A 13,066-nucleotide genomic window follows, 5' to 3' on the forward strand; every position below is an offset into this window, starting at 1 on the left:
TGCCACAGCCTGCCGTCGCGGAAAACCGGCTACGGCTGCAAACGAACGAGGATCGCGGGATGCGGGCGGCTCTCGCCCCGGGACCAAAAAGAAGAGCCCGGTGTGGGAGGAGACCACCGGGCTCTTCTTCTTCTCTGGATCACGGCCAGGGCGCTGGGAGGCAACACCCGTTGCGGCCGTCTGCTACTCGGGCATGTGCAGCCGTGCCCAATGGGAGGAATGGGGCGGCCGCTGCTCACGCATTGCCCTAACGCAGACAACCTAGCACAGGTTTCACGGCTTTGCTGTGGCCGGGTTGCTACGACTGCCTCGCAATCAGCCCGCCATTACCTGCCGCTGCGGCAGTATTGGTCGAAATGACCTGCTTGGCGCAGTCCGGGCAAGGTAGTTCGATCTCCCGGCTTTCGACCCCATTCCCGAAAGTCATGGTTCGCCAGAGGGTTGAGTGCCAACGGTCGCAGTGATGACATTCCCGTTCACATCCCGGTTACCAATCGGTAGGCATGCAATGACTTTGTGCAGTTCGTCATCAGATGTGGCGTGGGGCCGCAGCTGCCGCCGCGACTGCATCGAGGAGCTGTCTGGATCCTTCGTAATCCTCGCTGTGCCTCAGGCATGCCGATACGAAGAGCCGCGACAGGTCGACGACGAATGAAGGTGGCGCTATTTCGCCTCTGCTGCCGGCGTCTTGTCGAGGGCGCCCGTCTTGCCGCCATCTGTCCCGGCTTCTTCCGACATGCCGTCGAGGATCGCCTCGATCTCCGGATAGAACCACCGCTGGCCGGGATATCCCTCCAGCCGGCCGACCTCATGGCCGTCGTCACCGACGAGAACGAAGGTGGGGGTGAAGACTGCCGGCGTCAGACCGGCGATGCCGCCGCGACGGTCCTCATAGATGTCGACCCGGCGCAGCGGCGCGATCCTGCCGATGCGGCTCTGCGGATAATCCGGTGCAATCTCGGCGTCGAACTTTCGGCAGAACGGGCAGCCCCGCTGCTCGAACATCAGGAGTTCGGCGGCCGAGGCGACGGGCGGCAAGGGCACGAGAAGCACCGACAGCAACACCATTCGCCGGACGAGGGCCCCGGAAAAACGCCGCCCCGAAGCGCCCGGCGAGCTCCGTCCGATACGCCTGCAGTCAATGGGCCGCGCAATCTTCATCCGGCGATCTTAACCAAGAACGCCGCGGCAGGAAGCTGCCGCGGCGTTCGTGACGAAATCAGCTCGCCCACAAGACTGCGGCACCCGAGGAGCGGGTCGCAGCCTTGCCCGGCAGGATCAGGCGTAGATGTCCATCACCTGGTTCAGCAGGGCGATCGCGTCTTCCTTCGAGCGCTGGAAGGAGTTGCGGCCGATGATCGAGCCGTTGCCGCCGCCCTCGCGGATGCCGCGGACCTCTTCGAGCAGCTCCTCGGTGTTCTTCGCCGCGCCGCCGGAAAAGACGACGATGCGCTTGCCGTTGAAGGAAGCCTGCATGATGTGGCGGACCCGGTCGGCCGCCGTCTCGCCCTTGATCCCGTTCTTCTCGTAGACAGGCTTCGCCGCGTCGAGATCGACATGCGCCGTCGGCAGCTTCACCTTGATGATCGTCGCGCCCATCAGCGCGGCCATGTGCGCCGCATAGGCGATGATGTCGAGGCCGGTCTCGCCGTCCTTGGTCACCTTGCCGCCGCGCGGATAGGACCAGACGACGGAGATCAGGCCGCGGGACTTCGCCTCATGGCTGATCTCGCGCAATTCCTCCATCATGTCGTAGGATGCCTCGGCACCCGGATAGATGGTGAAGCCGACGCCGACGCAGCCGAGCCGCATCGCGTCCTCGACCGTACCGGTGATCGCCTGGTCCTGATTGGAGACGAGACCGTTGCCGCTGTTCACCTTGAGGATCAGCGGTACTTCGCCGGCAAAGGTGTCGGCGCCCTGTTCGAGCAGACCGAGCGGCGCCGCATAGCCGGAGACGCCTGATTCGATCGCCAGTTCGTAGAGGTAATGCGGGTCGTAGGCGGCGGGGTTCTGGGCGAAGGAGCGCGCCGGGCCGTGCTCGAAGCCCTGATCGACCGGGAGGATCACGACCCGGCCGGTGCCGCCCAGGCGTCCATGCATCAGGAGCCGTGAAAGGTTGCTCTTCAGCCCCGGGGTCTCACCTTCGTACCAGGAGAGAATGTTCCGCACGACTTCAGTTCTGAGCATGATATCGATGTCCTTCGGCAAACGACGGGGAAACAAGAACGCATGGCGGAGCGATGCCTGCCGCTTCTTTTGTAGGCATAACGCCGCGGCGTCCAGACGACGCGGTGGATGCCAATCGATTAAAATCCGTGTGTCCCGCCAGAGTCTTGAAAAAATGTCGCATGACGCCGTTCGCCGCCCTCTCCGGCAGCGGCGGCCGGCCTCTCCGGAGGCAAGTCGACGAGCGCGGGACCGCGGAGACGCGGCACCGGACGGGGACCGGTGCCGCGCGATCGATCCCGCCGATCGGCTTTTTGGCTTGAAGCCGACATTTCGCTTTTATTTGACGGCGAAACCGTCTAGCGCGGCGCCAACCGTAGCCCGACGCGAGCGTCCGGGCTCCCCGCCTGGCGTCCTCACCCGCGCCAAAGGAGTTGAAGCGAACATGGCCGACAAGCAGTATCCGGTCCACGCCAAGATCACCGGCCCCGTCGTGATGATCGGCTTCGGCTCGATCGGCAAGGGCACCCTGCCGCTGATCGAGCGGCATTTCGATTTCGACCGCAATCGGCTGGTCGTCATCGACCCCGATGCGAACGTCCGTGGACTGCTCGACGAAAAGGGCATCCGCTTCGTCAACGAGGCCGTGACGCGCAAGAACTACGAGGAGCTCCTGACGCCGCTCCTGACCGAGGGCGAGGGCCAGGGCTTCTGCGTCAACCTCTCCGTCGACACCGGCTCGCTCGATCTGATCAAGCTCTGCCGCCAGCTCGGCGTCCTCTACATCGACACCGTCGTCGAACCCTGGCTCGGCTTCTACTTCGACAAGAACATGTCGAACGCCGAGCGGACGAACTACGCCCTGCGCGAAACCGTCCGCAAGGAGAAGAAGAAGAACCCCGGCGGCACGACGGCGGTCTCCTGCTGCGGCGCCAATCCGGGCATGGTCTCCTGGTTCGTCAAGAAGGCGCTGGTCGACATCGCCCGGGACACCGGCATGGAATTCGACGAGCCGTCCTTCGACGATCGCGAGGGCTGGGCCAAACTGATGAAGAAGGCGGGTGTCAAGGGCGTCCACATTGCCGAGCGGGACACCCAGCGCGCCAAGTCGCCGAAGCCGATGAACGTCTTCTGGAACACCTGGTCGGTCGAGGGCTTCCTGTCGGAGGGCATGCAGCCCTCGGAGCTCGGCTGGGGCACCCATGAAAAGTGGATGCCGAAGAACGCCAGCCGCCACAAGAAGGGCTGCCAGGCGGCGATCTTCCTGGAGCAGCCGGGCGCCAACACCCGCGTGCGCTCCTGGTGCCCGACCCCGGGGGCGCAATACGGCTTCCTGGTGACCCACAACGAGTCGATCTCGATCGCCGACTACTTCACGCATCACAATAAGGACGGCGAGGTCACCTATCGCCCGACCGCGCATTACGCCTATCACCCGGCCAACGACGCGGTACTCTCGCTGCACGAACTCTTCGGCGCCGCCGGCAAGATCCAGCCGGAACTGCACGTCCTCGACGAGACCGAGATCGTCGACGGTATCGACGAGCTCGGGGTCCTCCTCTACGGCCACGAGAAGAACGCCTACTGGTACGGCTCGCAGCTGTCGATCGAGGAGACCCGCGAGCTCGCACCCTACCAGAACGCCACCGGCCTGCAGGTGACCTCGGCGGTGCTCGCCGGCATGGTTTGGGCGCTGGAGAACCCCGAGGCCGGCATCGTCGAGTCCGACGAGATGGACTACAAGCGCTGCCTGGAAGTGCAGACGCCCTATCTTGGCCCGGTCAAGGGCTTCTATACCAACTGGAATCCGCTAGTCGACCGGCCAGGCCTCTTCCCGGAGGACATCGACGAAAAGGATCCCTGGCAGTTCAGGAACATCCTGGTCCGCTGACGGGGCGGAACCAGCCGTCCACGCTGCCGTTTTTCATCGGAACGCGGCAAAAAGCGCGGGTGCGTGGTCGATTTCGTCTTGACCGTCGCCGCGTGTCGTTCTGAAACACTTGCGGGAGATCTCGGGAAAGACGAGACCCCGTCCTGCCAAGTGCGGCGATGCGGCCTCGTGTCGCCGCCGACCGTCCTGAACGAGGTTTTTTGATGCGGACACGCAAGACGGCAGTCGCCATCACCTTCGTCGCGCTGGCGCTCGGTGCCTGCACGACGAGCGAGCGGGCCACGGTCGCGCCCCAGCCCCAGGGCGTCGAGGGCCGGTGGAACGCCATCGGCGGGCCGGTGGCCTATGCGGCGACCTTCAACAACGGCCGCTTCGCCTCGGTCGAACAGGGCACCGGGGGCGTCCTCGCCACAGGCACCTACTCCGATCTCGGCCCCGGCCAGATCAACATCCTCTACACCTCGCGGACGACGAATCAGCAGCAGTCGGCGAACTGCAATCTCGTCCAGGCCAATCGCCTCGCCTGCGCCTCCTCGACCGGGACGCGCTTCGAGTTCTCGCGGGCCTGAGCCGGGCCGAAGCCCCCCCCGAGGCTTCGCCCTTTTCGTCATGAGAGGACCGTTCGGCGCGAAGCGGCGGTCTTTTCATTTCTTCTCGTTCAAATTCCGTCCCGCTCCCCCTATATTTCGAGGGCCCGAGGCAGGCTCCGCGCTTGTTCGGCGGCTTGCCCCACGACGTCCCGTTTCGTCGCGCCGGGCGATCGCCGGTCTATCCGCCGCGGACCGAGGACAACGCAATCGATCGGAATGGCAGGATGAACGCTCTCACACAGACCGTCGCCGAACGGGCGACCGGCCCTCTTCCAGCCGGCCACCCGCCGGTCAAGACGGCGAAGATCGGCGTTCTCCTCGTCAATCTGGGCACACCCGACGGCACCGATTTCAAGCCGATGCGGCGCTATCTGAAGGAGTTCCTCTCCGACAAGCGCGTCATCGAGTGGCCGCGCATCGCCTGGTATCCGATCCTCTACGGCATCGTCCTCAACACCCGGCCGAAGAAGTCCGGCGCCGCCTATGCCGAGATCTGGAACAAGGAGCGCAACGAATCGCCGCTGCGCACCTTCACGCGGGCCCAAGGCGAAAAGCTCGCCGTGCGAATGGCCGGCCATGGCGAGATCGTCGTCGACTGGGCGATGCGCTACGGCAACCCGTCCATCGCCGAGCGCACCGACTATCTCATGAGCCAAGGCTGCGACCGCATCCTCGTCTACCCGCTCTATCCGCAATATTCGGCTTCGACCACGGCGACGGTGAACGACAAGTTCTTCGAGCACATGATGGCCCAGCGCTGGATGCCGGCGGTGCGCACGGTGCCGGCCTATCACGACGAGCCGGTCTACATCGACGCCCTCGCCCGCTCGATCGAGAGCCATCTCGCCACCCTCGATTTCGAGCCGGAACACGTCATCGCCTCCTATCACGGCATCCCGCAGAGCTATTTCCGCAAGGGCGATCCCTATCACTGCCACTGCCAGAAGACCTCGCGGCTGCTCGACGAGCGGCTCGGCTGGCCGAAGGGACGGCTGATCACCACCTTCCAGTCCCGCTTCGGGCCGGAGGAGTGGCTGCAGCCCTACACCGACAAGACGGTGGAAAAGCTGGCGAAGGAGGGCGTGAAGAACATCGCGGTCCTCAATCCCGGCTTCGTCTCCGACTGCCTCGAAACGCTGGAGGAGATTGCAGGCGAGGCGGGCGAGATCTTCCACGAAGCGGGCGGCCAGAACTTCTCGCACATTCCCTGCCTCAACGATTCGGAGGCCGGCATGGACGTCATCGAGGCGATGGTGCGCCGCGAGCTGCGCGGCTGGCTCGACTGAGGCCGAGGCCTGCGGAGGGCAAGCTGCACTCCGTCATGCGATTGTAAAATAAGCTGATTAACTTTCTCGGCAAGGATCTCGCGCGGTGAGGTTCTGCAGGACCATGCGTCGTGCAACCCGAGAAAGGTCGGTCAATGGCGACAGAAGCTCAAGCGGCGAACGAGGACTCCGGCGGCACGTTCGACCTATCACGTCTCGGGATCGTCTTCCTCGTCCTCCTCGTCGGCGTGACGGCCTACTTCCTCTGGTGGGCGTCCGGCTACACTGAAGGTCACTTCCCGATCGTCCTCGTGCTCGCGACGATCTTCGGTGTCTTCATGGCCTTCAACATCGGCGGCAACGACGTCGCCAACTCCTTCGGCACCAGCGTCGGCGCCGGCACGCTGACCATCCGGCAGGCTCTGGCGATCGCGGCGATCTTCGAGGTTTCGGGCGCGATCATCGCCGGCGGCAGCGTCACCGACACGATCCGCGACGGGATCGTCGATCTCTCCCGCATGGCGGTCGAGCCGGCGGATTTCATCTACATCATGATGTCGGCGCTGATCGCTGCGGCGCTCTGGCTGATGTTCGCCTCCAATCGCGGCTGGCCGGTTTCCACCACCCATTCGATCGTCGGCGCCATCGTCGGCTCCTCGATCACCCTCGGGGTCCTGTCGAGCGGCTCGGACACCGCCTTTTCACTCGTCCAATGGGGCAAGGTCGGGCAGATCGTCATTTCCTGGGTGCTGTCGCCGGCGCTGGGCGGCATCATCGCCTACTTCCTCTTCCGGGAGATCAAGAAGCACGTCCTCGCCTACAACGACGCGGCGGAAGAAAAGCTCGAGGCGATCCGGCGGCAGAAGCGCGAGCATGCCCGCCGACACAAGGAAGCCTTCGAGCGGCTGTCGGAAATCCAGCAGATCTCCTACACCCACACCATGGCGCGCGACGCCCACATCATGGCGGACCGCGACTTCGAGGCGGAAGACCTCGAATCCGACTATTTTCGCAAGCTCAGGCAGTTCGAGCGCCAGCGCAAGGCGCTCCACCCGCACCGGGCGATCGAAAGCCTCATCCCGCCGATCGCCGCCGTCGGTGCGATGGTGATCGCCGGCATGCTGCTCTCCAAGGGCCTCGGCAATCTCGACCTCGACCTCAGCCTGCTGCAGGACGGGCTGATCCTCGCCATGGTGGGTGCCGCCGTCTGGCTTGCCGTCTACGTGTTCGCCCGCTCGCTGAAGGACCGCGAGCTCGGCCGTGCCACCTTCCTCTTGTTCTCCTGGATGCAGGTCTTCACCGCGGCTGGCTTTGCCTTCAGCCACGGCTCCAACGACATCGCCAATGCCATCGGCCCCTTCGCCGCGATTCTCGACGTCCTGCGCACCGGCACCGTCGGCCAGAGCGCCCCCGTGCCGACCATCGCGATGATCACCTTCGGCGTCGCCTTGATCGTCGGGCTCTGGTTCATCGGCAAGAACGTCATCCAGACCGTCGGCCACAACCTCACGACCATCCACCCCGCCTCGGGTTTTTCGGCCGAACTCTCCGCCTCGGCGGTGGTGCTCTTCGCCTCGATCCTCGGCCTGCCGGTGTCTTCGACCCACATCCTGATCGGCGCGGTGCTCGGCATCGGTCTCGTCAACAACTACACCAACTGGGACCTGATGAAGCCGATCGCCTTCGCCTGGGTGGTCACCCTCCCCGTCGCGGCGGTCCTTTCCGCCCTCGGCTTCGTCGTGCTGCGCAGCGTCCTCTGACGAACGGCGCGGTGAGCGCCGGAGGTCGCCGCGTCCGCCGAGGGATCAACATCCCGCCATCAGGCGCCGCCTCATCGGGGCGGCGCTTGCGTTCCTCCATGATCAGGCGATAGTCGACCGGCGCACGAAGCAAGACAGCCGGAACCCGCCGGCTCGGGAGATCCTCATGCTCACATCCGGCACAATCCTCCTCATCGTCGTCCTGTTCGTCGCCGTCGTCGTCCTGGTGTCGACGATCAAGATCGTGCCTCAGGGCTACAATTACACGGTCGAGAATTTCGGTCGCTACACCCGGACGCTTGAACCAGGGCTCTCGGTCCTCATTCCGTTCATCGAGCGCGTCGGTCGCAAGATCAACATGATGGAGCAGGTACTCGACGTTCCGACCCAGGAGGTGATCACCCGCGACAATGCCTCCGTCGCGGCGGACGGCGTCGCCTTCTACCAGATCCTCGACGCCAAATCGGCGGCCTACGAGGTTTCGGGCCTCGAGAACGCCATCCTCAACCTCGTCATGACCAACCTGCGCTCGGTCATGGGCTCGATGGATCTCGACGATCTTCTGTCCAACCGCGACACCATCTCGGAGAAGATCCTGCATGTCGTCGACCAGGCCTCGCACTCCTGGGGCATCAAGATCACCCGCATCGAGATCAAGGACATCAACCCGCCGAAGAACCTCGTCGACGCGATGGCCCGCCAGATGATGGCCGAGCGCGAGAAGCGCGCCGAGATCCTCGAGGCGGAGGGCTCGCGCAATGCCGCGATCCTTCGGGCCGAAGGCGAGAAGCAGGGCCAGATCCTGCAGGCCGAGGGCAAGCGCGAGGCGGCCTATCGCGAGGCCGAGGCTCGCGAGCGGCTGGCCGAGGCGGAAGCCACGGCGACGCGGCTCGTCTCCGAGGCGATCGCCGCCGGTGACGTCCAGGCGATCAACTACTTCGTTGCCCAGAAATACACCGAAGCGCTGGCCAAGCTCGCCTCGGCGCCGAACCAGCGGGTCATTCTGATGCCGCTCGAAGCCTCCTCGCTGATCGGCTCGGTCGCCGGCATCGCCGAGATCGCTCGCGCCACCTTCGGCGAGGACGCCGGCCCGACTGTCCCGCCGACCGCTCCGCGGCCGCGGCAGGGCCGCCAACGCTTCTCCGTTCCGCCCAGCGGAACGGGCGAGCCCGACGCGGCCGGGTGACCGCGATGGATGCGCTCATCGAGACCCTCGCGAACTATGGCTGGTGGATCGCCGGGCTGGTCCTCCTGATCCTGGAGGTCGTGGCCCCCGGCGCCTATCTGATCTTCTTCGGCATCGCCGCCCTCATCGTCGGCACCAACGCCTTCTTCGTCGGCGCCTGGTTCGACTGGCCGCAGCAGGTGATCGCCTTCATCGTCGTCTCTGCGGTCTGCATCTATCTCGGCCGGCGCTGGTACGGGCGCGAGCCGGTGAAGGACGAGGGCCCGCCGCTCAACCGCCGCACCGGCCGCCTGATCGGCCGCGAGGCCACATTGTCAGAGGCGATCGTCGCCGGCCGAGGACGTGTGGCGATCGAGGATTCGTGGTGGAGCGTTTCGGGGCCGGATCTTCCACAGGGCACGCGGGTGCGGATCGTCGGCGCCGAGAGTGCGGTGCTTCAGGTCGAGCCGGTGGAGTGAGACGGCGATCGCCCGACGCGAAGGGTGTCGCCCTCCGCGATTGATCCGCCGCCCGTCTGCCGCTACCCCTTGTCGGGTCGACATTCCACGAAGCGATCCCCCATGACGAAGCGCTATCCCCGCGATCTCATCGGCTACGGCCGGACGCCGCCCGATCCGCAATGGCCGAACCCGTCCGGCGAGGGCCATGCCAGGATCTGCGTCCAGTTCGTCGTCAACTACGAGGAGGGCGGGGAAAGCTCGATCCTCGACGGCGACCCGGCCTCCGAGTCGCTGCTGTCCGAGATCGTCGGCGCGCAGCCCTGGCCCGGCCAGCGCAACCTCAACATGGAGTCGCTCTACGAATACGGCTCGCGGGCCGGCTTCTGGCGGCTGTGGCGGATGTTCACCGAACGGGACATGCCGGTCACCGTCTACGGCGTCGCCCTTGCCCTCCAGCGCAATCCGGAAGCCGTCGAGGCGATGCTGGAGGCGGACTGGGAGATCGCCAGCCATGGCCTCCGCTGGCTCGAATACAAGGATTTTTCGGAAGAGGAAGAGCGCCGGCACATCCTGGATGCCGTCCGCATCCACACGGCGGTCACCGGGTCGCGTCCCCTCGGCATCTACCAGGGCAAGCCCTCCGCCAACACGCTGAAGCTCGTGATGGAGGAAGGCGGCTTCGCCTATTCCTCCGACAGCTATGCCGACGACCTGCCCTCTTGGGTGGAGGGCCCGCACGGGCCGCATCTGATCATTCCCTACACCCTCGACACCAACGACATGCGTTTCGCGACGCCGCAGGGCTTCAATTCGGGCGATCAGTTCTTCGCCTATCTGAAGGACGCCTTCGATGCGCTCTATGCGGAGGGCGAAGCCGGCCGGGCGAAGCTCTTGAATGTCGGCCTGCACTGCCGGCTGGTCGGTCGTCCCGGCCGCGCCGCCGCCCTCGCCCGCTTCCTCGACTATGTGAAGTCCAAGCCCGACGTCTGGGTGGCGCGGCGGATCGACATCGCAAACCACTGGCGCGAACACTTTCCCTACACCCCACGGTTCCGGCCAAGCCGCATGAAGAAGGCCGAATTCGTCGAGACCTTCGGTGGCGTCTTCGAGCACTCACCCTTCGTCGCCAAACGGGCGTTCAAGTCCGGCCTCGCCGACGCCCACGACACGCCGGCCGGCCTCTCCCGGGCAATGAACGCCGTCTTTCGCGAGGCCGGCGAGGCCGAACGGCTTGAGGTGCTGAAGGCGCATCCGGACCTCGCCGGCAGGCTGGCGCTGGCCGGCGACCTCACCGAACAGTCGAAAGCCGAGCAGGCCGGCGCCGGCCTGGACAGGCTGACGCCGGACGAACTCGCCGACTTCACCGAACTCAACCGGCGCTTTGTCGAGCGCTTCGGCTTTCCCTTCATCATCGCCGTAAAGGGGCTCGACAAGACCGCAATCCTTGCCGCCTTCGAGCGGAGGGTCGACAACGAGCCGACCGAAGAATTCGCCACCGCTTGCCGGGAGGTGGAAAAGATCGCACGGCTTCGCATCCACTCCATCTTCGAAGGCCGCAATTCATGAGTTCCGAACGCTTCCTGACCGCCAAGCCCCTGCCCGAGGCGGAGGAACTCACGCGCCGCACCATCGACCTCGCTCAACCCCGGCTCGGCACCACGGTCACCTTCGCGACCGACGACTTCTTCGCCGACAAGTCCCGGATGATCGATCCCGCGCCGCCGGTCTTCTATCCGGACCGCTTCGACGACCACGGCAAATGGATGGACGGCTGGGAGTCCCGCCGCAAGCGGACCGCCGGGCATGACCACGCCGTCATCCGCCTCGGCCAGCGCGGCCGGATCGCGGCGATCGACGTCGACACCTCGTTCTTCACCGGCAACTATCCGCCGGAAGTCATGATCGAGGCCGCCGACACGGCGGAAGAGCCGGGCGACGGGGACTGGTTCCCGCTCGTTCCCCGCGCTGCCCTCAAGGGCGACGGCCACAACCTCTTTCCCATCGCCGACGACCGGCCGGTTCGCTGGCTGAAGCTGCACATCTTTCCCGATGGCGGCGTCGCGCGCCTGCGCGTCTATGGCACGATCGAAAAGGACTGGAGCCTCGTATCCCCGGACGAGACCGTGGATCTCGCGGCGATGGAGAACGGCGGCACCGCCGTCGCCTGGAACGACGCGCATTACGGCCATCCCGCCAACATGCTGGCGCCGGGCCGGGCGCCGGTCATGGCAGACGGTTGGGAGACCGCCCGCCGCCGGGTCCCCGGCAACGACTGGTGCGTCCTGAAGCTCGGGACGGCCGGCAGGATCGAACGCATCGCCATCGACACGAACCACTTCAAGGGAAATTTCCCCGACCGCTTTTCCTTGCGGGCCGGCCGGCTCGACGACGAGACGACGCTCGAAGCGATCGACGCCGCCAGCCGCTCCTGGCCGGCGATCGTCGAGGAGGCCAAGCTGAAGGCGCATCACGTCGAAAAGTTCAACGCTGCGCCGCTCGATCAGCCGGTCACTCATGTCCGCCTCGATATCTTCCCCGATGGCGGCGTCTCGCGCCTGCGCCTTTACGGAAAGAAGGCCTGATGGACATCATTCGGCCCCAGCCTTTGACCAAGGCCGCCTTCGCTCGGTTCGGCGAAGTTCTCCAAACCGAAGGTGCCGACGAACTCGTCATCAACGAGGGCATGGCGACGCGCTTTCACGACCTCGCCAAGGTCGACGTCGCGCCGGACGCCGGTCGGCCGGCGATTTCGATCTTCCGGGCAAAGCCGCGGAGGCTGCCGCTGGACATCGCGATGTTCGAGCGTCACCCTCTCGCCAGCCAGGCTTTCTATCCGATCTCGGGCCGGCCGTGGCTGGTGGTGGTGGCGAGCGACGATGCCGGCCGTCCGGGCGAGATCCACGCCTTTCTGGCGGGCGGAACCCAGGGCGTCAATTATGCCCGGTCCGTCTGGCACCATCCGCTGCTGGCGCTCGAGGACGTTTCGGATTTCCTGGTCGTCGACCGCGCCGGCGACGACAATCTGCAGGAGTTCCGCCTCGACAGAAGGTGCCGGCTGGAGATCTGAGCCCGACCGGATTCGGCGCTTCTCACCGGCGCGGATGGGAGCCGAAACCATCGTCCAGCCCGTTCGTTAGCCCATGAGACCGCGTGCCCGATGCTTCGCCGTGCATCGGCTTGGCACGCAGAAGCAATGGCAAGAGAAGGAGGACAGATCCGTGGCAACCGAAGCGATGAAATACGCTCGTTTCTCTCATCCGACGCACGGAAATTACGACAATCCTGAAGCGGTTCTGAACGACGATCGCCTCACCGACAATGAAAAGCGCACGGTGCTGGACGAATGGCGGTCGTCCTTGAAGCATGTCCTGCTGAACGAGCCCGATGCACCGCAGGTAAAGACCACCAGCAAATCGCTCGATGACGCCGCCGCAAAGCTGGCCGCCGGCAAAATCTGATACGATTAGACGAGGACGCCGACGCGCCATTCGTTGAGCACATCGCGGTTTTCGAGGCCTGACCGGAGGCTTGATGAAAATCGCGATCCTCAACCCCCAGCATTCTCACTGCTTCAGGGTAATTCCCTCAGTTTCCAGATTCGGGATTCCACTATTTCAACTCAAAGCTCCTAAGAGAATCAAAATAAATAAAATCTTCGAAATCGGTTGCAAATGGCAGGATCAAAGCGGATGTACCCCCGATTTCTTGCTGCGAAATGCCCGTCGATAAAGAAAAGTGAGGCGCTGCGGCATTTTGGCACAACGT

General features: G+C 64.9%; 12 protein-coding genes. 10 read left to right on the forward strand and 2 right to left on the reverse strand.

The features are described 5' to 3' along the window. Positions 1 to 663 precede the first annotated feature (663 nt). Positions 664 to 1,068, reverse strand: coding sequence for a thioredoxin family protein (locus tag GTK09_RS12160; RefSeq protein WP_203560993.1), 405 nt, complete (start codon positions 1,066 to 1,068; stop codon positions 664 to 666). 210 nt (positions 1,069 to 1,278) lie between these two features. Beyond that, complete coding sequence (locus tag GTK09_RS12165) at positions 1,279 to 2,190, reverse strand: class I fructose-bisphosphate aldolase (RefSeq protein WP_163463422.1); 912 nt, start codon at positions 2,188 to 2,190, stop codon at positions 1,279 to 1,281. 424 nt (positions 2,191 to 2,614) lie between these two features. Here GTK09_RS12165 and GTK09_RS12170 point away from each other — a divergent pair, with 424 nt between their 5' ends. The 10 genes from GTK09_RS12170 to GTK09_RS12215 all read left to right on the forward strand — a co-directional run bounded on the left by GTK09_RS12170 (position 2,615) and on the right by GTK09_RS12215 (position 12,759). After that, the gene (locus tag GTK09_RS12170; RefSeq protein ID WP_163463423.1) at positions 2,615 to 4,060 is read left to right on the forward strand and encodes a homospermidine synthase; all 1,446 of its coding nucleotides are present in this window, start codon (positions 2,615 to 2,617) and stop codon (positions 4,058 to 4,060) included. Between the two features lie 203 nt (positions 4,061 to 4,263). After that, entirely contained in the window at positions 4,264 to 4,629 is a 366-nt protein-coding gene (locus GTK09_RS12175; protein WP_163463424.1) for an Omp10 family outer membrane lipoprotein, read from the forward strand. A 245-nt stretch (positions 4,630 to 4,874) separates the two neighbouring features. Next, positions 4,875 to 5,936 (forward strand): ferrochelatase, encoded by a 1,062-nt coding sequence (gene hemH, locus GTK09_RS12180; protein ID WP_163463425.1) that lies wholly within the window; start codon positions 4,875 to 4,877, stop codon positions 5,934 to 5,936. Between the two features lie 134 nt (positions 5,937 to 6,070). Next, positions 6,071 to 7,675, forward strand: coding sequence for an inorganic phosphate transporter (locus GTK09_RS12185; RefSeq protein ID WP_163463426.1), 1,605 nt, complete (start codon positions 6,071 to 6,073; stop codon positions 7,673 to 7,675). A 166-nt stretch (positions 7,676 to 7,841) separates the two neighbouring features. Beyond that, complete coding sequence (locus GTK09_RS12190; RefSeq protein ID WP_246217866.1) at positions 7,842 to 8,861, forward strand: SPFH domain-containing protein; 1,020 nt, start codon at positions 7,842 to 7,844, stop codon at positions 8,859 to 8,861. A 5-nt stretch (positions 8,862 to 8,866) separates the two neighbouring features. Continuing rightward, a complete protein-coding gene (locus GTK09_RS12195) occupies positions 8,867 to 9,319 on the forward strand; it encodes an NfeD family protein (protein WP_163463427.1) in 453 nt (150 codons plus the stop codon). 102 nt (positions 9,320 to 9,421) lie between these two features. Beyond that, positions 9,422 to 10,867, forward strand: a complete 1,446-nt coding sequence (gene puuE, locus GTK09_RS12200; RefSeq protein ID WP_163463428.1) for an allantoinase PuuE — start codon at positions 9,422 to 9,424, stop codon at positions 10,865 to 10,867. Beyond that, on the forward strand, positions 10,864 to 11,883 hold the full coding sequence (alc, locus tag GTK09_RS12205) for an allantoicase (RefSeq protein WP_163463429.1): 1,020 nt from the start codon (positions 10,864 to 10,866) through the stop codon (positions 11,881 to 11,883). Before puuE ends, alc begins: the two co-directional genes overlap by 4 nt. Beyond that, a complete protein-coding gene (locus GTK09_RS12210) occupies positions 11,883 to 12,368 on the forward strand; it encodes an ureidoglycolate lyase (RefSeq protein ID WP_163463430.1) in 486 nt (161 codons plus the stop codon). Before alc ends, GTK09_RS12210 begins: the two co-directional genes overlap by 1 nt. Positions 12,369 to 12,519: 151 nt before the next feature. Continuing rightward, entirely contained in the window at positions 12,520 to 12,759 is a 240-nt protein-coding gene (locus GTK09_RS12215) for a hypothetical protein (protein ID WP_163463431.1), read from the forward strand. Positions 12,760 to 13,066 lie beyond the last annotated feature (307 nt).

Source organism: Jiella pacifica, assembly GCF_010500815.1.
GTDB classification, from domain to species: domain Bacteria; phylum Pseudomonadota; class Alphaproteobacteria; order Rhizobiales; family Rhizobiaceae; genus Jiella; species Jiella pacifica.

Coding starts and splice junctions, on each gene's coding strand:
- GTK09_RS12170 (WP_163463423.1), top strand. CDS start 2,615: ATGGCCGACAAGCAGTATCCGGTCCACGCCAAGATCACCGGCCCCGTC.
- GTK09_RS12190 (WP_246217866.1), top strand. CDS start 7,842: ATGCTCACATCCGGCACAATCCTCCTCATCGTCGTCCTGTTCGTCGCC.
- hemH (WP_163463425.1), top strand. CDS start 4,875: ATGAACGCTCTCACACAGACCGTCGCCGAACGGGCGACCGGCCCTCTT.
- GTK09_RS12210 (WP_163463430.1), top strand. CDS start 11,883: ATGGACATCATTCGGCCCCAGCCTTTGACCAAGGCCGCCTTCGCTCGG.
- GTK09_RS12195 (WP_163463427.1), top strand. CDS start 8,867: ATGGATGCGCTCATCGAGACCCTCGCGAACTATGGCTGGTGGATCGCC.
- alc (WP_163463429.1), top strand. CDS start 10,864: ATGAGTTCCGAACGCTTCCTGACCGCCAAGCCCCTGCCCGAGGCGGAG.
- puuE (WP_163463428.1), top strand. CDS start 9,422: ATGACGAAGCGCTATCCCCGCGATCTCATCGGCTACGGCCGGACGCCG.
- GTK09_RS12160 (WP_203560993.1), bottom strand. CDS start 1,068: ATGGTGTTGCTGTCGGTGCTTCTCGTGCCCTTGCCGCCCGTCGCCTCG.
- GTK09_RS12165 (WP_163463422.1), bottom strand. CDS start 2,190: ATGCTCAGAACTGAAGTCGTGCGGAACATTCTCTCCTGGTACGAAGGT.
- GTK09_RS12185 (WP_163463426.1), top strand. CDS start 6,071: ATGGCGACAGAAGCTCAAGCGGCGAACGAGGACTCCGGCGGCACGTTC.
- GTK09_RS12175 (WP_163463424.1), top strand. CDS start 4,264: ATGCGGACACGCAAGACGGCAGTCGCCATCACCTTCGTCGCGCTGGCG.